The organism is Chryseobacterium sp. Marseille-Q8038 (assembly GCF_965111995.1).
The window spans coordinates 1,733,511-1,751,838 of record NZ_CBCOPN010000002.1 but is presented as its reverse complement, the minus strand read 5'-3'; the positions used below and the strand labels follow the sequence as shown (position 1 = coordinate 1,751,838).

Sequence of the window (18,328 nt, the reverse complement as noted above, 5' to 3'; positions counted from 1 at the left end):
AACTTAAATTATCTTTACCGTTAGAAACTGTTTTCCCTGCAGTTTCTAATTTTGCATTTATTTACCTGATCTTCACCATGATAAATTTCGTTGTTTTCAGAAAGCATATTTTCGTTATCCTATTCTGGCTCGTCTTTGCTGTTGCCATCTGGATTAATTTCCAGGCGACATCTGACAATATTACCGCTGTTTTTCAGACACTTGTATTAAGCATAACTTCATTTTTTTTCACTCATTTCCTAACAACAAAGCTCCTTCCAAAAGCGCTGCGTTCTAAAAAGATGGGAGTATTTCTGATTCAGGCAACGGTTATTATTTTTGCGCTAAGTTTTATCTATTCTCTTATATTCACTTATATTGAAGGAAGTAACAGAACTGCTCTCCCTCCCAATTTCTCAGACCACGCCCCTCTTCTATGGAAAGGTTTTTATCTCGCACTGCCGGCTTCTTTTCTGATTAATGGTGCTGCCTGTGGGGTGAAATTTTATCAGGAACATGGGAAAATAGAACGTGATCATATTCTTCTTCAGCAGGCACATCTGGAAAACCAGCTCAAATTGCTTCAGGATCAGATTAATCCACATGTGGTCTTTAATATTCTGAATCACATTCATATTCTGATGAGAAATGATATCAAACTTGCTGATTATCTGCTGCTTAAATTTTCTGATATTTTGCGTTACCAGCTGTATCACTGTAATCAGAATCTGGTTCCTCTGGACAAAGATATTGAACACGTTCAGAACCTTGTAGAAGTGGAGAAATTAAGATGGGGCAACGAACTGGATGTCAATACCTCTTGGGAATTAAGCCATAAAAACTTGTTTATAGCGCCTCTTCTTCTCGTTCCTTTTATTGAAAATGCTTTTAAATATGTCTGCAGACTTCCCGGCCACAAAGGATACATTATGATTTCATGCAGGGAAAAAGACGATACTCTTTCTTTTTATATTGAAAACTCCTACTCAGAGATGATAAGCCATAAAAAGAAGGATGGTGTGGGAGGAATAGGTCTCGAAAATGTAAAAAAACGCCTGAAGCTGCAATATCCTGATGCTCATGATTTAAAAATAGAATCAGATCATCATGTTTTCAAAATATCTTTAACCTTACAACTTTCTGACCGCCATGAGTAATACGATTCCCAAAATGAAATGTCTGATTATAGATGATGAGCCACTGGCAAGATTTCATCTCAAAGAACTGGCTGATCAGATTGATTTTTTAACGGTAGAAGGAACCTGTGCTACAGCGCTGGAAGCGGATACCAAAGTAAAAGAAACAGAAATTGACCTCCTCTTCCTGGATATCAATATGCCCTACCTCACTGGTCTGGAATTTTTGGAACAGCTTGAAAACCCTCCTTTATGCATTCTTACTACAGCGTATTCTGAATATGCGCTGGAAGGCTTCCGTCTGCAGGTAGTGGATTATCTTTTAAAACCCATTGCTTTCAACCGTTTTTATCAGGCAGTAAATAAAGCACAACAACAGTTTATCATCAGTGAAAAGCTGAAAAAAAATACTCCTTTAGATGATCCTTTTCTGTATGTAAGGCAGTCTGATAGTTTCATTAAGGTTTCGTGGGTAGATATTCTGTACATTGAGAGTATGCAGAATTATACCAAGCTTCATTTTAAAGATAAATCACTGATTATTCATCAGACCATGAAAGCTATTGAAGAATCTCTTCCCTCAGACCATTTTTTCAGAATTCATAAATCCTACCTCATCAATATTACTCATATTGACATGATTTCAGGAGGACGTCTTTTCATTAATAAAATTGAACTTCCTATATCCCGTACCCGCAAGGAAGAATTACTGAATCAGGTGGTTTATAAGAAATTAATAAGTAAATAGCTGGAAGAGAGAAGCTGGAAGCTGGGAGTTATCAAATTCCCCGCCTCCGGCATTTTTTTTATGGAAGATTCCAGCGTAATGATACTGCAGCGTAAAATGTACTTGCAAATCGTGGATCTGCTACTTTTTTATCTCTGAAAATACTTTTGATCTTTCGGTCATTTTCGTTGAAGCTTCTCAGTATTGCCGTTCCGCCTGTGAGACGTAATGTAAGTTTGTCATTGATTTTCAATTCCGGTCTGAGCCCGGCGGTGATCTGCTGGTAACCAATAAGCATAGATTTTCCACCTACATTTCTCTCTACCGTCATCCCGTTGAGATCTACAACAGCTTTTAAAGCAAATTTGTCTGAAAACATATATCCGGCCTCCATCCCTTGCGGGAAATTGATGCTGAATTTAACTTTTCCATTGGTCTTCCAGTCAAAATAAATCCAGGGTAAAATCATAGGAACTCCAAAAGCTGTGGTAAGTACCGGCCCTCCTCCCAAAGAAATATTAGGATTAAAATGTCTGATAAATAAAATTCCTCCCTGTCCCAATACATCATCAAAACTGATTCTTTCGAGGTCTGTATACACTCCTACAGATGCCGTCATCATCATACTCCATTTTTTACCCAAAGGTCTCATATGCTGTATTCCGACCTGTGCGTTTAGCATCTGATCCGGAAATAATGCAGTTTCGTAATTTTTGTGGGCCATCTTTGCATAAGATCCGCTTAGCAGCATAGACCATGCTCTTACTTTCCCATTGGAATCTTTTTTTACAGATAACGGAATGCTGAGGTTCAGGTCTACTCTCTTAAAATCACTTTTAGAATTGGTTTTTGCGCTGTCTTCCGGACGGATATAGCTGGAAGCAGGAATGTATTCGGTTTTAAGCTCTGCAGAGATGCCGGACTGTGCATTCACCCAATATCCCAATGGCAACATACAGCATAGAGCTGTCGAAAGGGTTCTTTTCATATTTTAAATTTTATGCAAAGAGAACCCTTTGACTATTTTTTACAAAAATTACTTGATTAAGTGTCTGAATTGTATGACAACAGGATCAAATAAGGGGATTAATTTTCGGATTGGGCAACTATGGGAACGGTCACTTTTTGAGTCTTAAAAATACGATACCCGAACCACACTGCAATCAATGCCATTGCGGAACGTGTTACCACCATCGGAATGATAGAATCAGCCTCTAAAAACCCTATTAATCCTGATATTAAAAAGGTAACCATCAGCTGCATAAAACCCAATAATGCTGCCGCTGTTCCTCTTCCCTCTTTAAATGGAGATAAAGCATGAGCAGAAGTGATGGGAAACAGAATACCAATAGCTAATAATGACAGATACAACATTGCAATTTCCAGGGCCACAGAAAGGTTTTCTGCCGCAATGAGAATATGCAATGTACAAACTATCAGCAATACAATGGTAGCAGAAAATAAAAGGGTTGAATTGCTTATTCTTTTGATCAGCTTAGGCGTAATATAAGCTGCAGTTATCAATGCCAATGAATTAAAAGCGAATATAAAACTAAATGTACTGCTTGAAAAACCGTGTATCTCCATAAATAGAAACGGCGCATTTGAAATGTAAATAATCAAGGATGCAAAAGCAATACTTCCTACCATGGTACTGTTGATAAAATCTCTGTTTGAAATGATCATTTTCAACTGTTCTTTTAATCCTTTTTCATTCAACATTTCATCATCAGAAAGATGAATTCTGGTATTGGTTTCCGGCACATATTTGTACACCATGAAGAAGGTAATCAGCCCCATGATACATAAAAAGGCAAAGGAACTGTTCCAGCCCCAGAATTTAAGGAATACACTTCCCAATAACGGGGCTATAATCGGTGCAATTCCACTGATCTGCGACTGTTGTGAAAAGATAGTGACTGCTTTATTTTTATCATAGAGATCAATAATGATGGCTCTTCCGATCACAATCCCTGCGCTGCCTCCGAATGCCTGCAGAAAACGCATGGCCCATAACACATAAATATCGGATGTAAAATAAATGGCTGTTGCTCCTATAATAAAAAGCAAAAGTCCGAAGTATAACATCGGTTTTCGTCCTTTTTTATCAGATAAAGGTCCCCATAGCAGCTGTCCGAAAGCAAATCCGGCAAAGAAAACAGAAATGGATACCTGAATATGCCCGATATCGGTATTAAAAATCTTCGCCATACTTGGAAAAGCAGGAAGATAAAGATCTATACTTAGTGATTCTAACGTGTTGAGTAGTGCAAGAATAAACACTACAATATTCAAATTCTTCTTCATAAATAACAATAAGCCTTCGCAGGCGTTTTTTTTCAGCTGCAAAATTGCTGTAAAAAGTATCGTTTTTCAATAAAAGAACTGAAGGAAGAATAGCACAAACTGAGGATTGTACTATGCATCAACGCCTGAATTATTTATTTACAATAAAAAACAAAGGAACATTCTGAGGATTAGCCTTTTCTATCCCTGAACCCATCAGGATTCTGCCGGGTATGTTTTTTAAAAAACCGGGAAAAGTAAGAAGCATCACCAAAACCTAATTTAAAAGCAATCTCTTTTACCGTTAAAGCTCCAAAACTAAGCTCTCTTTTGGCTTCCAGAATAAGTCTTTGGGCAATCATTTTTTTCACTGTTGTTCCCCTGGAAATCCGGACAATATCATTAAGGTGATGGGCGCTTATTTTGAGCTGCTCAGCATAAAAATCAGTGTTTTTCTGATTGATGTAATGTTCTTCTATCAGTGCTACCAGTTGCTGAATCCTCGGTTTATCATCTTCCGATGTATTCTGCATCGTAATCTGATCCGTAATAATGAGACAGAAAGCTCTCAGATAGGCTTTTAAAATTTCAACACGTCCGGATCCAAGATACTCCTTTTTGATCATTGAAATCAGCATATTTCCGGTTTCACTGCTGTCTTCATCCAAAAAGAAAGGTCTGGCTCCGTTGGCCAGAACCACTTCAGTATCGCAGGCTTCTTTGAAAATTTCTTTGCTGATAGCCAAGACAGATCCTTTTTCCTTGCGGAGTTTCATATTAAAAACCTGTCCGGGAACAATAATACAGATCTGGTTGTTTTTTACAGGATAACTCTCAAAATCCAACTCAAGGCTGCTGTCTGTATGAACTTCTTTAAACCAGATAATTTCAAAAAAATTATGCCGATGAATATCCTCGAAGTTTTCCGGATGTCCATTTTCTAAGGTGTTGACCTGAAATTCTTCAGACACCAGATTATGAACAGGAATATTTTTTTCAGATGAATTCATTGCTAATGTGTTTGATCAAATAAAGCAAAAACCGCAGCAAAAAGTACTACGGTTTTCTTACAATATTTAAAATTAAATATAATTTTTCGGTTTTATTGGTTTAAAAAAGCATCCCATCCCTGAGCTGTAAGAGCCACGAGCTGGTTTGAACCTCTTGCTACCATAAAGTTTCCTTCTTCTTTTTCTACCGCATGCCCTATAATGGTAAAATCCGGGTGATTTTTAATTTTATCAAAGTCACCTGACGAAATGGTGAAAAGTAATTCATAATCTTCACCACCGCTTAAAGCAGTCATCACCGGATTCAAGTTCATTTCATCCGCGGTAGAGATGGTAAGACTGTCCATAGGAACTTTTTCCTCGTATAATCTGAACCCTACATTTGACTGATCTGAAAGGTGAAGGATTTCAGAAGCCAGACCGTCAGAAATATCAATCATAGAAGTTGGTTTAATATCCAGTTCTTCCAGAATCGTTTTAACGTCTGTTCTTGCTTCAGGCTTCAGCTGTCTTTCCAGAATATAGTCGTAACCTTCCATTTCCGGCTGCATATTAGGATCTGCAAGGTAAACGGCATGTTCTCTTTCCAGAATCTGTAAGCCCATGTATGCTCCGCCTAAATCTCCTGTTACGACAAGAAGATCGTTCGGTTTTGCCCCGCTTCTCTTTACAATATTTTCTTCATTTTCAATTCCTACTGCTGTAATGCTCATTACCAATCCGGAATTGGAACTTGTTGTATCTCCTCCGATCAGATCAACTTTGTATCTTGTACAAGCAGCCTGAATTCCGGCATAGATTTCTTCTAAAGCTTCTACCGGAAAACGGTTGGATACCGCAAGAGATACCAATATCTGTGTAGGAGTTGCATTCATAGCAGCAATATCGCTAAGGTTTACCACCACAGCTTTATACCCTAAATGCTTTAAAGGAACATATCCTAAGTTGAAATGTACACCTTCTGCCAGCACATCTGTTGTAAGAACTACTTTTTTGTTATCAGGATTAATAACCGCTGCATCATCTCCTACCCCAAGCTCCGAAGATTCATTGGATAGCGGAAAATGCTCTGTCAAATGTTTAATAAGACCGAATTCTCCTAATTTTGAAATGGGCGTCAGCTCCTGTGATTTATCTTCAAACATAATTTTTTTGTATTAATGTCCAATGTAAAAAGTATGAATGATTTAAAACTGCTTCTCAAACTCTAAACCTTGAACCTTGAATTTTAAACTTTGAATTATTTAATCAATTCTGCCGGGTCAATATTATGTGGATGGAAAGGGAATTTTTTGAAATCTTCTTTCGACAGCACAATGGTCTCCGGGCTTTTATATTTATTCATTGCTTCCACTACATCATCCGGCGGAGTGGTCATTTTTCTAAGCATCATATCAATCCATACTCCTGTAGCTTCTGCAGTAGCACAGTGCATTCCGTCAGGTGTATAAAACTTGTGTACGAAACGGTAGATAGAAGAATCTTCTGCACATCCGTCTATTTCCACACTTACGATTACGATCTGATCTGCATAGATTTCTTTGAAGAAAGAATATCTTTCATGCAGGATTACCGGGCCGATTCCCCATCTGCTCAGTTGGGTAACTCCCATTTTCTCTTTAGTCATGAAAGCCATTCTGGCTTGTGCACAATATTGTACATATGATGAATTGGCTAAGTGCTTATTGGCATCAAGATCGCTCCATCTTACTTCAAATTTATGGTAGAAAATCATATGAAAATCGTTTTGGGTCTCATTAAAATTATAATCTTCAAAAATACTCAAATAAGATGGTTTATAAAAATTGTACTTTTGAAAAAATAATCTTCCGCATAGGATTACACATACATGAAACAGATCATTATTATCGGAGGCGGTGCTGCAGGCTTTTTCTGTGCATCTAATCTTGACGAAAAGAAATATACAATTACGATTTTAGAACAGAATTCGGATGTCCTTCAGAAAGTTAAAATTTCCGGAGGCGGGCGCTGTAATGTAACCCACGCCTGTTTTGACCCGAGAGAACTGGTTCAGTTTTATCCCCGTGGAAACAAGGAATTGCTAAGTGTCTTTACTAAATTTCAGCCTGGTGACACAATGGAATGGTTTGACCAGCGTAATGTTCCGCTGAAAATTGAGAACGATAACAGAACTTTCCCAGAAAGCAATTCTTCCCAGACCATTATCAATACTTTTCTGAATGAAACACAAAAGAAAAATGTATCGGTAAAAACAAAATGTACGGTAAAAGAGATTGAAAAACTGGATGAAAAGTATATTATAAAAACCAATTCAGGGGATTTTGAAGCAGATTATATTGTATATGCTACAGGAAGTTCTCCAAAATCATTGAAAATCATAGAAACGCTGGGGCATAAAATTATAGATCTTGTTCCTTCTCTTTTTACATTTAATATTAAAGATGAATTACTGAAAGATCTTCCGGGAACAAGTTTTGAAAATGCCGGAATTTCAATTCCAAAACTGAAAACTGAAGAGAGCGGGCCTTTGCTTATTACGCACTGGGGACTTTCAGGACCTGCAGTTCTTAAAATTTCAGCGTGGGAAGCCATAAGTCTGGCAAAACTTAAATATAACTTTGAAATTGAGGTCAATTTTATTTCCATAGAAATAGATGAAGCGGAAGAAATCTTCCATAATTTCAAACAAAGCAATCCTAAAAAAACCATTGGACAATCAAAGATCTTCGATATTACCAACCGGTTCTGGCAGAAGATTTTAGAGATTTCAAAGATCGATCTTAACAAACAGGTGGCTAATATTTCCGGAAAGGAAATGCAGAAAATCCTTGAAAATCTTTGCAGGAAGAAATTTCAGGTGACCGGAAAATCAACTTTTAAAGATGAGTTTGTGACAGCCGGAGGTGTTGATTTAAAGGAAATTAACTTCAAAAACATGTCTTCAAAACTGCTTCCTAATTTTTATATTGCCGGTGAAGTTCTCAATATAGATGCCGTGACCGGAGGATTCAACTTCCAGGCTTGCTGGAGTGAAGGATGGCTGATTGCTCAGGATCTCAACAGCTTGTAAAAAAACATTATTTTTACTAAAAACTATACCCATGAAAAAAATTTTCGGTTTCATTCTTCTATTCTTCCTCTTTTTAGGATATAGCCAGGAAAAAACAATTGTCTCTGACTGGACTTCCTTCACGCAAGCTGTCAATATAGAGAATAAACAAAATTGGAACTTCCGTATAACGACAAAAATAAGAAAAGAGAATGAGGATAATGGTTCCAATTGCGGACTATGGTGCAGAATAGATAATAAAGATCACACGGTAGGCTTTTTTGAAAACCAATATTATGGAATCCAAGTGACCCATGAATGGAAAACTTATGAAATAAAGGGGACGATCAATGCTTCTGCACAAACTATGAATATCGGCGCTTTTGCTCAAAACAATGGCGATTTTTATTTTGACGATTTTAAGCTGGAAATCAATGATGGAAAGTCAAAAAAATGGATTGAAGTTCCGCTGGAAAACTCAGGTTTTGAAAAAGAGATTACCTCTTCCAATGGTTGGTTTGAAGGAATCCATTCCCAGAAAATAAAACATGTAAAGCATTTTACCATTGGAAATTCGGATTACAAACCATTCAGTGGCAGCAAATCTTTGTTGATTAAAGGTGAGGGCATTATCGGAACAATGCCTGATGGGAAATTTATGGATGTTAATGGCATCAAACTATATTATGAAATCTATGGAGAAGGAGAGCCTGTACTTATGCTTCATGGTAATGGCCAATCCATCAGCGCCTTTATGAACCAAAAAGATACGTTTGCTAAAAAATACAAGGTGATCATTGTAGATTGTCGCGAACGCGGAAGGTCTACTTATGACAAAACAAAAGAACTTACCTTTGATATTCAGACAGAGGATCTTAAGCAGTTTTTAGAGAAACTGAACATCAAAAAAACAAAAATTCTGGGCTGGAGCGACGGAGGAATTCTCGCACTGTCTATGGCCATGAAATATCCGGAGATGGTAGACAAAATAGCATGCTCAGGAGCCAATATTTTTCCGGAAGGAGTCAAAGATAATGATTTAAAATCCATGAAAGAAATGCTTGCCAGCCTTACCAAAGAGAATAAAGACCATAAAAATGATATCCTTATTGATCTTTTGAATCTGGACTTGAAGTATCCCCAATGGAAGTATGAAGACCTGAGTAAAATTCAGTGCCCATCATTGATCATTGCGGGTGATAAAGATCTTATAAAAACAGAACATACAGTAAAAATCGCAGAATCTATCCCAAAAGGACAATTAGCGATTATTCCTAATGCAAATCATTATGTTCCTGAAGAAAAACCGGAATTGTTCAATGAATTAGTGATTGATTTCTTTGAAAATAAATAACCAGAATACAAAACAAACCATGAAAAAAATATCAATACTGATTTTACTTTTAGGAGCTCAGTTTGCTTTTGCCCAAACAACACAAAAAGAAGAACCAATAAGCCAGCCTACAACTTCTGCTGAGAATAACAATATAGAAATACCCGCAGAATATCCGGGAGGAATGGCTGCCCTTAGAAAATACATTCTCAATGAGTTCAACACCTCAAAAATAAAAAACTCCGGAGTGTTTACGTCAACCATAGAATTTGTTGTGAGTACTGAAGGAAATATTGAATCTGTCTCATCATCCGGTAATGATAAATACATGAATGAGGAAATGGAGCGTGTCATAAAATCCATAAAAACCAAATGGAAGCCTGCCCAGAATAAAGGAAAGACGGTAAGGTATTTTGTTAAATTCCCTACCACAGTCAATATTCAGTAAAAGTTAAAACAGATAAAGTGCTCTCTGCCAAAAGAAATAGTAATTCCTTCTTTAAAATCCTTCTCATCATAGGATTCGGGTATTTCTTTTGGCTGATGCTGAAAATCACCTTAGAATATATTCCTTTTAATCCTGAAGTCAGTTTTCTGATGATCAAACAGACGGAAGTGATGGAAAGACCGGAATATCTTGCATTTTTCTACACTCATGTGTATACAAGTATTTTTGTGCTTCTCTCAGGATTTCTGGCTATCCTCAGAAGGGATTTTGGAGTAAAAAACTTCCACCGGAATATGGGGAAAGTGTATATTTTTCTCATTCTGATGTTGGCCGCTCCTTCAGGAATTTATATGGGACTCTTTGCCAACGGAGGCTTTTTATCCAAGATTTCATTTGTTATTTTAGGCTTTTTATGGTGGTTTTCAACGTTTAGAGCTTATCAGCTGGCAAGACAAAAAAGGTTTAAAGAACACAAGCAATGGATGTGGCGGAGCTTTGCTTTTACATTATCTGCTATTACCCTGAGAATGTGGAAAGTAATTATTGTATATTTATTTCATCCCAATCCCATGGATGTCTATCAGATCATTGCATGGCTGGGCTGGATTCCCAACATCCTTATTATTGAATATTTAATCACAAAAAAACTTATATGAAAATTGTAAATTATACCTTGATTTCCTTACTGGCAGTTTCTCTGGCAAGCTGTAAGAAAGAGGGAAAAACCACTGAATCAGGAAAAGATTCTCTGACCGCCAAGAAGGACTCTGCAGTAGTTCCTGAAGTACACAAAGAATATTATGGGATTTACACGGGTGAATTTGCCGGAATGGAAAAAGTTGTTGACCCAACAGACGGCTCAGAATATGATGTCAGTAACTACAAAAGAATTTCTTTAAAGATCAACAGAATCACCAAAGACAGCGTTTATGGACAAAGTATTGTGAATGGTAATCAGCGTCCGTTTAAAGGTGTTTTCAATGAAGCTACCACATCTTTTGTGCTGGACGAACCCGGCAATGATAAAACAGATGGAAGGTTTGAGGTAAAACTGAAGGGAGACAGCTTAACCGGAAAGTGGAATGCTTTTGATAAAACTTCCGTAAAAGCTCCTTTAAAAATGCTGAAACTGATTAAAAAAGAGTTTGTTTACAATCCCAACTTTATGCTGGATAAGGATTCTGATCTGGTAGACTGGTCAAATTCTAAAGAGTTTACCGAAAAGTATACGGATGAGGAAACCGGGAAAACAGAAAGCTATAAAACCACTAAAAACCGCTTCGCTTCTGAAGCCATCTTCAAACTGAATGCATCCAAGCAGAAACTCACTGAAAAAGATCTTAAAAACTTAAGAAAACTGGATCTTGAGATCATCAAGAACTCTGTATTTGCAAGACACGGCTACTCTTTCAAAAAAGAAACCTACAGAAATTTCTTTGAGCAAACGGATTGGTATATCCCGGTTGCAAGCAATGTAGATCATGATCTTTCCCCTCTGGAAAAAGAAAATGTGGCTTTACTGAACCGCTTTACCAAATATGCGGAGGATAAATATGACAGTTTTGGAAGATAGGTAGTAGGTTGCAGGGATTAGGGATTAGGGATTAGGGGTTGAGATTAAGCCTTCATTGTCTGTAATCTTTACTAAAACATAGAGAATCAGACATCCTACAGCGTAACACAGATTATCAATCCAGGAAAAAGAATTTCCGATAACAATATACATCAGGCTTCCAGGACGGAAGCCTAGTTTTTCTGCAATATTGAAATACTGGGCAAATTCTACCAGAAATGAAAAAATCAGAATTCCCAGAATCAGTTTCTGATCATTCATTTTCACAAAGCTTTTCACGAAAGTAAAAAGGAGCATCACCACAATAACATCTCCAAGATAAGCTCTTATAAAGAAAATATCATTGAGTTTGGTGGCAATCAATACCTCCACAAGAAAAATAAATACGGTTAGAAGAAGATACTTCAGGCTGAATTGGAATTTCATTTCAAATTAAGTTTAAAGCATAAAAAATCGGCATTCCAGGAACACCGACCTTATGTATGTGGCAAATATATTATTTCTTTACTTTAATAGTACACCCAATGGCAACAGTTTTAGTCATTTTTACCGGTTCTCCTTTTATCAGAGCATTTACAGCATCCTGAGCATAATATTCGGATACATCATTCGGGTTATCATAATTATTGTCGATAGCACCAATGTATTTTACAATATTCTTTCCGTTCTCTTTTTTCAGTACAAAAACATGTGGCGTTTTTGTAGCACCATATTGCGGATAGATTTTCTGTCCTTCATCTACCAGATAAGGAAAAGTAAATCCTTTCTGCTTTGCTCTTTCAATCATCTGCTGATAACCGTCTTCCGGCTGTACATTTGGATCATTCGGATTGATCGCAATTACAGGATATCCCTGATCCTTATATTTTTTATTCAATTCAATGATTCTGTCTTCGTATTTCTTGGCGTATGGACAATGGTTGCAGGTAAACACCACAATAAATCCTTTGGCGTTTTTAAAATCGCTCAGGGAAACCATCTTTCCATCAATATTTTTAAGCTTAAAATCTGCAGCTTCATCCCCTACTTCATAGCCTTTTCCAGAAATGGTCTCGTTCTGATTTTGGTTTTTATCGTGATCTGTCGTTGTAAAGCTCAGTAATCCCAGCCCAACGATGAATGCTGTTATTAAAATTTTCAGGTTTTTCATAATAGATTATTTATTGTAGGTTTTCTTTAATTGTTTTTTCAAGGTCTTCCTTGCTCATTTCCCCATCATTAAAATGGAATTTAGCTCCGTTTTTATAAAACAGTGTCACCGGAATATTCCCATCCCAGTCTTTTTCAAATCTAGGAATCCAGGTATTCATTCTTTTGATATCATCCAGAAGGAGTACCTCAGCCGTAAGGTTTTTATTTTTAATGAATTTCAAGACTCTTTCCTTATCAGCCAGCCTGTCCAGTGAAACCAGAATCATTTTAAAATTCTGGTTATCTGCATATTTAGAATTGATTTCCATAAAATGAAGAAGTTCTTTTACACAAGGACCACAGGTGGTTGACCAGAAATTAACAACCAGCAATTTATCTTTTTCCTGCTGAATCCGCTTCTCCAGTTCTTCATATTTTATCACAGAAACTTCAGTCTGTTGTGCTTTAAAAACCGTACAGAACATGAATACTGTAACGATCATGATTAAATTCTTCATATTCAAAATTAACAAATGCATTCTTTCTCAATGAAAATCAACCTGTTAAAATTTGTTAATAATTTCATTCATCTCATAAAATTTCTTCACCAACCGTTGAATTAATAAAAATAAAATGTAAATTAGCTCAGAATCAAAACTAAATTATCATGAAAAAATCAAACATTCAGAAAAGAAAACTGACAAAAAATGAGTTAAAGCAAATCAATGGAGGAAGAGGAACACTTTGCCCGGGAACCTGTTTTTGCAATATTGATGGTGAAATGACTATAGGTGCATGTGACACCAAGGGAAGATGCTGTTAATCTATTACAGCTTTTTATATAATATACATGAAGATTGAGGCTACCCCTCAATCTTTTTTATGAAATAATTTTTCACCAATAAAAAAGTTAACAATTTGAATAACAATATTTTGAACGTAACAAAATAACTTGTAAATTAGCTTTTACCAAATTCAAATTATTATGAAAAATTCAAAAAATCAAAAAAGAAAGCTTAGTAAGAATGAGCTAAAAGAGATCAGCGGAGGTGCTAACAGACCCATTTGCCCAAGAGTAATAAGCTGTACAGATCCTCATACGGGAGAAGAACAATACGGAGTTCCGGGTATGCAGGACGGATTTTGCTGTTAACTAAGTTTATCCTAATTAAACAAGTGAAGATGACAAATTCAATCACTCAAAAAAGAAGACTTTCCAAAGCAGAGCTAAAGGAAGTCAACGGAGGCGCAGGTGCCTGTGCAGAAGGACTATGTAAATTAAGAGGAGTAAGCCACTTTCTGATCATTGGTCCAAGAGGGAAAGACGGCTATTGCTGCTAATTAAGCTTTCACTTTATTTACAAAAAAAATGATTGGATTACCCTCCAATCATTTTTTTTATGGCATTCAGCTTCATTAAAGCTTCAATGGGTGTCAAAGTATTGATATCTATTTTGGTAAGCTCCTCACGGATATTCTCCAGAACAGGGTCATCCAGCTGGAAGAAAGAAAGCTGCATGTTTTCTTCTGTCACCCTTTTGATGCTCTCGGAAGTATTCCCGCTTCCCTGCGTTCTGCTTGCTTCAAGGGTTTTCAGGATTTCATTCGCTCTGTTTACCACTTTAGCAGGCATACCGGCCAGCTTTGCCACATGGATACCGAAACTGTGCTCACTTCCTCCCGGAACAAGCTTTCTCAGGAAAATGATGTTTCCTTTATTTTCCTGAATGGAAACGTGAAAGTTTTTTACCCTTTCAAAGTTAATGGTCATTTCGTTCAACTCATGATAATGGGTGGCAAATAAAGTTTTCGCCTGCGTTGGATGCTGATGAAGATATTCGGCAATGGCCCATGCAATAGAAACCCCGTCATAAGTAGAGGTTCCACGTCCGATTTCATCCAATAAAATCAGACTTCGCTCTGAAATATTATTCAAGATATTGGCTGCTTCATTCATTTCTACCATGAAAGTAGATTCTCCGGCAGAAATATTATCTGTAGCGCCTACCCTTGTAAAGATCTTATCCAGCAATCCGATTTCAGCATGTTTTGCAGGGACAAAACTTCCAATCTGAGCCAAGAGACACACAATAGCTGTCTGGCGTAAAATTGCCGATTTACCAGCCATGTTCGGTCCTGTTACCATGATAATCTGCTGGGAATCTTTATCCAGGAAGATATCATTCGGGATATATTTTTCTCCTAACGGAAGTGCATTCTCAATGATTGGGTGTCTGGCTTCTTTTAAATCGATTACATAGCCGTCATTCAAAACAGGCTTTGTATAACTCTCAGAAACAGCAAGTTCAGATAATCCTGCAGCCACATCAAGCTGGGCAATTATATGGGAATTTCCTTGAATCTGATCAATATAAACCATTGTTTCCGCACATACATTTCTGTATAGCGAAGTTTCCAGAACTCCTATTTTTTCTTCGGCACCAAGAATCTGGTTTTCGTATTCCTTTAATTCTTCGGTAATATATCTTTCAGCATTCACCAGGGTCTGCTTTCTTACCCAATCGTCCGGAACTTTATCTTTATGGGTATTCCGAACTTCAATATAGTATCCGAAAACATTGTTAAAATCAATTTTTAGGCTGGTAATACCCGTTCTTTCAATCTCTCTCTGGCACATATCATCCAGAAATCCGCGGCCTTTACTTTGTAAATTTCTTAATCTGTCCAACTCTTCGGAAACACCTTCTTTAATGACATTTCCTTTGGCAATATTTACCGGAAGCTCTTCATTAAGATAATTTTGCAGGAATTTAATAAGCTCTTCCAGATCAAATAAAGGTTCTAACCACGTCAGCACATCGGCATGAGGATGCAATAAAGCTTTGATTGTGTGGATATTAACCAAACTTTGTCGCAGATATCCCAATTCTTTAGGAGAAATTTTCTCTGCAGCGAGTTTTCCCATTAATCGGTCAAGATCGGAAATTGATTTCAGAAGCTGGCAGATTTCGTATTTAAGAGGATCATTTTCGTTTAAAAAATCAATCAGAGAAAGCCTTCTCATGATCTCGTCCACTGATTTTAAAGGAAGGATAATTCTTCTTCTCAACAATCTTCCTCCCATCGGAGTAGACGTTTTATCAATGATATCCAGTAATGATTTTCCCTGTGGATTACTTGGATAAACAATTTCCAGGTTTCTCAGGGTAAAATTATCCATCATCAGATACTCTTCCTGAGGAATGATCTGCAGTTTTGTAATATGGGCAAGCAGGTTATGATGAGTATCTTCTACCAGATACGCGAAAATAGCACCTGCCGCTGTAATGGCTAATGGAAGGTTTTCTACACCAAATCCTTTTAAAGAACTGGTTTTAAAGTGATTGGTTAACTTTTCATAGGCAAAATTGTATTGGAAAGCCCAGTCTTCAAGCTTAAAGGCATTTTTATTTTTTATCTGCTCCGGAATCTGTGTACTTCTCTGGAAGATAATCTCACTGGGATCAAAAGTGTTGATAATATGTAAAAGTTTTTCCAGGTTTCCTTCACTTACCAGAAACTCTCCTGTGGAGATATCTACCAGGGCAATTCCATATTTCTCTTTTTCTTTGTGCAATGAAAGAAGGAAGTTATTTTTTTTGGAGTTTAATACCTGATCATTGAAAGTAACTCCGGGAGTAACCAACTCAGTTACTCCTCTTTTTACAATCCCTTTTACCATTTTAGGATCCTCCAGCTGATCACAGATTGCCACTCTCATTCCTGCTCTTACCAGTTTTGGAAGATAAGAATCTACAGAGTGATGCGGAAATCCGGCCAGCTCTATATGCCCATCGCCATTGGCTCTTTTGGTAAGGACAATTCCCAGAATCTGAGAAGTTCTGACGGCATCCTGCCCAAAAGTTTCATAAAAATCCCCAACCCTGAATAATAATAGCGCATCAGGATATTTACCCTTGATGGTATTGTACTGCGTCATTAACGGAGTTTCTTTCTTCGCTGCTTTTGCCATAGTAAAAAATGAGCCCCAAATTTAAAAAAATAAATTCAGGGTAAGAGAATTGTTTAGCGGTTAATCTTCCCTACTTTTCTTTATCAGTAATTAATCGTACTTTTCACCCATCAAATCACATTATTTATGGAATTTCCTGTCTTAGAGACTGAAAGACTTATTTTACGTCAGCTTACTTTTAATGATACCCAGGATCTGTTTGAGTATTTTTCTCTGGATGAAGTGATGGAATATTACGATCTGGAAACTTTCAAAACAGAAGATGATTCCCTGCGCATTATTCAGCATTTTAACGGTGAATTCGAAAAAGGAAAAGGGTTCAGATGGGCTCTGGAGCTGAAATCCAATGGAAAAGTTATTGGGACCTGCGGCTATCATAACTGGTACAGGGAACACTTTAGAGCGGAAATTGGTTATGAGCTCAATCCTAAATTCTGGCAGCAGTCTTATATGAAAGAAGCTATTCTCCCTATCCTGACTTTTGGATTTGAAACCATGAGACTTCACCGGGTAGATGCTTTCATTGATCCTTCCAATATTTCTTCTGAGAAACTTTTAACGTCAATCAATTTCAGTAAAGAAGGAACCTTGAAAGATTATTTTTTTGAAAAAGGAAAATTCGTAGATGCAACAATCTTTGGTCTGATTAATAAATAAGCGGGAAGCACGAAGCTGGGAGAGGGAAGTTTCTATGGGTCGTGTAATGGCTGGCTATCTTTTAATAAAAAGGTATTTAAGTTGTACTAAGCTCTAAAGAGTCTTCCAGCTTCCAGCCTCCTTCTTCCTCTCTTCTTTATTTTCCTGCTTTCAGGTGTTTTTCCAGTGCTTCCGAACTCTTTTTATAAGCCCATTTCTGTTTATAGCCCACCCATTTAGCCTTGAAAATTTTTCGCATCAGTTTATCTGTGTACCTCATAATGAAGACATGATACAGCATGTTGGCAAAAACATTCGGCTTATTGGGAAGTGCCCGTAATGAAAGGGAAAAACCAGGCTCCAGATATCTGTTGAAATGCCAGAAAGCACCCGGAATAAAGAGCGCATCCCCATGTTCCATAAATATTTCGTATCCTTTTGCATATTTCAGCGCCGGAAACTTTTCATAATCCGGGTTTTCATAATCCACATCATAAATGGTATGAACGGATAAAGGAACTTTATATAAAAACGGAGACTGTTTCTGATCAAACAACAGGATTCTTTTCTTTCCTTCGAAATGGATATGCATAAAATCACCCAGATCAACATCATAATGCATTAAAACATGGGCTTCATTTCCTCCGAAAAATAAAGTCGGAAGTCTTTTAAAAAACTTTATTCCAAGATCCGGATAGGTGAAATTTTTCAGCAGCTCAGGAAGCCTGTCTGTGATGATATAGAAAAAGATCCGCAGATCTGAAGGTTTGCTTTTTATCGTATCAATATACTCCTTCATTTTCATATGGGTAACCGGAGCATCAGAGCTTTTCGCGGCATCAGCCGGTTTATTGTCATACAACGGAACTTCCTGGTCTCCTGCCTTTTCTTTGATATACGCAAGGTTCCATTTATCAAAAGCATCCCATCTGCTGGCAAAATTCTTAATCAAAAGAGGTTTCTGCTTTTTAAAATAATTTTTCTGAAAATCTTCTTTACTGATATCATTTACAATATCTACGTTTTCGAGGATCATGTACTTTGTATTTAATGCGAAATAAAAAT

The 18,328-nt window shown here is 37.1% G+C and carries 21 protein-coding genes; 11 read left to right on the top strand and 10 right to left on the bottom strand.

Features of this window, described 5'->3' with window-relative positions; genetic code table 11:
- Positions 1-77: 77 nt before the first annotated feature.
- Together ACWPWS_RS21975 and ACWPWS_RS21970 are read left to right on the top strand one after the other, a co-directional pair.
- Positions 78-1,136: a sensor histidine kinase gene (locus tag ACWPWS_RS21975; RefSeq protein ID WP_454047912.1), complete on the top strand. Its 1,059-nt coding sequence runs from the start codon at positions 78-80 to the stop codon at positions 1,134-1,136.
- Entirely contained in the window at positions 1,129-1,863 is a 735-nt protein-coding gene (locus ACWPWS_RS21970; protein WP_454047911.1) for a LytR/AlgR family response regulator transcription factor, read from the top strand. The genes ACWPWS_RS21975 and ACWPWS_RS21970 overlap by 8 nt, the downstream gene beginning before the upstream one ends.
- Before the next feature lie 58 nt (positions 1,864-1,921).
- On the opposite strand, the gene ACWPWS_RS21965 is transcribed toward ACWPWS_RS21970, so the two are convergent.
- The 5 genes from ACWPWS_RS21965 to ACWPWS_RS21945 form a co-directional block, all read right to left on the bottom strand.
- Positions 1,922-2,830, bottom strand: coding sequence for a DUF6268 family outer membrane beta-barrel protein (locus tag ACWPWS_RS21965; protein ID WP_454047910.1), 909 nt, complete (start codon positions 2,828-2,830; stop codon positions 1,922-1,924).
- Positions 2,831-2,928: 98 nt separating this feature from the next.
- A complete protein-coding gene (locus ACWPWS_RS21960; protein WP_454047909.1) occupies positions 2,929-4,149 on the bottom strand; it encodes a multidrug effflux MFS transporter in 1,221 nt (406 codons plus the stop codon).
- Positions 4,150-4,319: 170 nt separating this feature from the next.
- A complete protein-coding gene (locus ACWPWS_RS21955; RefSeq protein WP_454047908.1) occupies positions 4,320-5,138 on the bottom strand; it encodes a helix-turn-helix domain-containing protein in 819 nt (272 codons plus the stop codon).
- Positions 5,139-5,230: 92 nt separating this feature from the next.
- Positions 5,231-6,283 (bottom strand): thiamine-phosphate kinase, encoded by a 1,053-nt coding sequence (gene thiL, locus ACWPWS_RS21950; protein ID WP_209786453.1) that lies wholly within the window; start codon positions 6,281-6,283, stop codon positions 5,231-5,233.
- Positions 6,284-6,378: 95 nt separating this feature from the next.
- Positions 6,379-6,873: an acyl-CoA thioesterase gene (locus ACWPWS_RS21945; protein ID WP_209789236.1), complete on the bottom strand. Its 495-nt coding sequence runs from the start codon at positions 6,871-6,873 to the stop codon at positions 6,379-6,381.
- 114 nt (positions 6,874-6,987) lie between these two features.
- On the opposite strand from ACWPWS_RS21945, the gene ACWPWS_RS21940 reads away from it, so the two are divergent.
- From ACWPWS_RS21940 to ACWPWS_RS21920, 5 genes are read left to right on the top strand one after another with little or no spacing between them, the layout of a single operon-like run.
- Positions 6,988-8,190 carry an NAD(P)/FAD-dependent oxidoreductase gene (locus ACWPWS_RS21940; protein WP_454047907.1) on the top strand — a complete coding sequence of 401 codons (1,203 nt, stop codon included), beginning with the start codon at positions 6,988-6,990 and terminating at the stop codon, positions 8,188-8,190.
- 31 nt (positions 8,191-8,221) lie between these two features.
- Positions 8,222-9,523: an alpha/beta fold hydrolase gene (locus ACWPWS_RS21935; RefSeq protein WP_454047906.1), complete on the top strand. Its 1,302-nt coding sequence runs from the start codon at positions 8,222-8,224 to the stop codon at positions 9,521-9,523.
- A gap of 19 nt (positions 9,524-9,542) precedes the next feature.
- Complete coding sequence (locus tag ACWPWS_RS21930) at positions 9,543-9,950, top strand: energy transducer TonB (RefSeq protein ID WP_454047905.1); 408 nt, start codon at positions 9,543-9,545, stop codon at positions 9,948-9,950.
- A 17-nt stretch (positions 9,951-9,967) separates the two neighbouring features.
- The gene (locus ACWPWS_RS21925) at positions 9,968-10,606 is read left to right on the top strand and encodes a DUF2306 domain-containing protein (protein ID WP_454047904.1); all 639 of its coding nucleotides are present in this window, start codon (positions 9,968-9,970) and stop codon (positions 10,604-10,606) included.
- Positions 10,603-11,523 carry a YARHG domain-containing protein gene (locus ACWPWS_RS21920; protein WP_454047903.1) on the top strand — a complete coding sequence of 307 codons (921 nt, stop codon included), beginning with the start codon at positions 10,603-10,605 and terminating at the stop codon, positions 11,521-11,523. Before ACWPWS_RS21925 ends, ACWPWS_RS21920 begins: the two co-directional genes overlap by 4 nt.
- Positions 11,524-11,547: 24 nt before the next feature.
- Here the strand turns inward: ACWPWS_RS21920 and ACWPWS_RS21915 are convergent, their stop codons facing one another.
- From ACWPWS_RS21915 to ACWPWS_RS21905, 3 genes are all read right to left on the bottom strand, one after another.
- Positions 11,548-11,949: a ribosomal maturation YjgA family protein gene (locus ACWPWS_RS21915; protein WP_454047902.1), complete on the bottom strand. Its 402-nt coding sequence runs from the start codon at positions 11,947-11,949 to the stop codon at positions 11,548-11,550.
- 70 nt (positions 11,950-12,019) lie between these two features.
- Positions 12,020-12,673, bottom strand: a complete 654-nt coding sequence (locus ACWPWS_RS21910) for a thioredoxin family protein (RefSeq protein ID WP_454047901.1) — start codon at positions 12,671-12,673, stop codon at positions 12,020-12,022.
- Between the two features lie 10 nt (positions 12,674-12,683).
- Positions 12,684-13,172 (bottom strand): TlpA family protein disulfide reductase, encoded by a 489-nt coding sequence (locus tag ACWPWS_RS21905; protein WP_454047900.1) that lies wholly within the window; start codon positions 13,170-13,172, stop codon positions 12,684-12,686.
- 149 nt (positions 13,173-13,321) lie between these two features.
- Between ACWPWS_RS21905 and ACWPWS_RS21900 the strand changes: the two genes are divergently transcribed.
- The 3 genes from ACWPWS_RS21900 to ACWPWS_RS21890 all read left to right on the top strand — a co-directional run bounded on the left by ACWPWS_RS21900 (position 13,322) and on the right by ACWPWS_RS21890 (position 13,995).
- A complete protein-coding gene (locus tag ACWPWS_RS21900) occupies positions 13,322-13,477 on the top strand; it encodes a bacteriocin (protein WP_123864437.1) in 156 nt (51 codons plus the stop codon).
- A 162-nt stretch (positions 13,478-13,639) separates the two neighbouring features.
- On the top strand, positions 13,640-13,807 hold the full coding sequence (locus tag ACWPWS_RS21895) for a bacteriocin (RefSeq protein WP_209786462.1): 168 nt from the start codon (positions 13,640-13,642) through the stop codon (positions 13,805-13,807).
- 29 nt (positions 13,808-13,836) lie between these two features.
- Entirely contained in the window at positions 13,837-13,995 is a 159-nt protein-coding gene (locus ACWPWS_RS21890) for a hypothetical protein (RefSeq protein WP_454047899.1), read from the top strand.
- 37 nt (positions 13,996-14,032) lie between these two features.
- Here ACWPWS_RS21890 and mutS read toward each other — a convergent pair whose 3' ends face one another.
- Positions 14,033-16,627 (bottom strand): DNA mismatch repair protein MutS, encoded by a 2,595-nt coding sequence (mutS, locus tag ACWPWS_RS21885; protein WP_454047898.1) that lies wholly within the window; start codon positions 16,625-16,627, stop codon positions 14,033-14,035.
- Positions 16,628-16,753: 126 nt separating this feature from the next.
- On the opposite strand from mutS, the gene ACWPWS_RS21880 reads away from it, so the two are divergent.
- Positions 16,754-17,284 carry a GNAT family N-acetyltransferase gene (locus ACWPWS_RS21880; protein ID WP_454047897.1) on the top strand — a complete coding sequence of 177 codons (531 nt, stop codon included), beginning with the start codon at positions 16,754-16,756 and terminating at the stop codon, positions 17,282-17,284.
- Positions 17,285-17,420: 136 nt separating this feature from the next.
- On the opposite strand, the gene ACWPWS_RS21875 is transcribed toward ACWPWS_RS21880, so the two are convergent.
- Entirely contained in the window at positions 17,421-18,299 is an 879-nt protein-coding gene (locus tag ACWPWS_RS21875; RefSeq protein WP_454047896.1) for a cupin-like domain-containing protein, read from the bottom strand.
- Between the last annotated feature and the right edge of the window lie 29 nt (positions 18,300-18,328).

Coding starts and splice junctions, on each gene's coding strand:
- ACWPWS_RS21910 (WP_454047901.1), bottom strand. CDS start 12,673: ATGAAAAACCTGAAAATTTTAATAACAGCATTCATCGTTGGGCTGGGA.
- ACWPWS_RS21900 (WP_123864437.1), top strand. CDS start 13,322: ATGAAAAAATCAAACATTCAGAAAAGAAAACTGACAAAAAATGAGTTA.
- ACWPWS_RS21970 (WP_454047911.1), top strand. CDS start 1,129: ATGAGTAATACGATTCCCAAAATGAAATGTCTGATTATAGATGATGAG.
- ACWPWS_RS21945 (WP_209789236.1), bottom strand. CDS start 6,873: ATGATTTTCTACCATAAATTTGAAGTAAGATGGAGCGATCTTGATGCC.
- ACWPWS_RS21905 (WP_454047900.1), bottom strand. CDS start 13,172: ATGAAGAATTTAATCATGATCGTTACAGTATTCATGTTCTGTACGGTT.
- ACWPWS_RS21875 (WP_454047896.1), bottom strand. CDS start 18,299: ATGATCCTCGAAAACGTAGATATTGTAAATGATATCAGTAAAGAAGAT.
- mutS (WP_454047898.1), bottom strand. CDS start 16,627: ATGGCAAAAGCAGCGAAGAAAGAAACTCCGTTAATGACGCAGTACAAT.
- ACWPWS_RS21920 (WP_454047903.1), top strand. CDS start 10,603: ATGAAAATTGTAAATTATACCTTGATTTCCTTACTGGCAGTTTCTCTG.
- ACWPWS_RS21975 (WP_454047912.1), top strand. CDS start 78: ATGATAAATTTCGTTGTTTTCAGAAAGCATATTTTCGTTATCCTATTC.
- ACWPWS_RS21880 (WP_454047897.1), top strand. CDS start 16,754: ATGGAATTTCCTGTCTTAGAGACTGAAAGACTTATTTTACGTCAGCTT.
- ACWPWS_RS21895 (WP_209786462.1), top strand. CDS start 13,640: ATGAAAAATTCAAAAAATCAAAAAAGAAAGCTTAGTAAGAATGAGCTA.
- thiL (WP_209786453.1), bottom strand. CDS start 6,283: ATGTTTGAAGATAAATCACAGGAGCTGACGCCCATTTCAAAATTAGGA.
- ACWPWS_RS21890 (WP_454047899.1), top strand. CDS start 13,837: ATGACAAATTCAATCACTCAAAAAAGAAGACTTTCCAAAGCAGAGCTA.
- ACWPWS_RS21960 (WP_454047909.1), bottom strand. CDS start 4,149: ATGAAGAAGAATTTGAATATTGTAGTGTTTATTCTTGCACTACTCAAC.
- ACWPWS_RS21935 (WP_454047906.1), top strand. CDS start 8,222: ATGAAAAAAATTTTCGGTTTCATTCTTCTATTCTTCCTCTTTTTAGGA.
- ACWPWS_RS21955 (WP_454047908.1), bottom strand. CDS start 5,138: ATGAATTCATCTGAAAAAAATATTCCTGTTCATAATCTGGTGTCTGAA.
- ACWPWS_RS21965 (WP_454047910.1), bottom strand. CDS start 2,830: ATGAAAAGAACCCTTTCGACAGCTCTATGCTGTATGTTGCCATTGGGA.
- ACWPWS_RS21940 (WP_454047907.1), top strand. CDS start 6,988: ATGAAACAGATCATTATTATCGGAGGCGGTGCTGCAGGCTTTTTCTGT.
- ACWPWS_RS21915 (WP_454047902.1), bottom strand. CDS start 11,949: ATGAAATTCCAATTCAGCCTGAAGTATCTTCTTCTAACCGTATTTATT.
- ACWPWS_RS21930 (WP_454047905.1), top strand. CDS start 9,543: ATGAAAAAAATATCAATACTGATTTTACTTTTAGGAGCTCAGTTTGCT.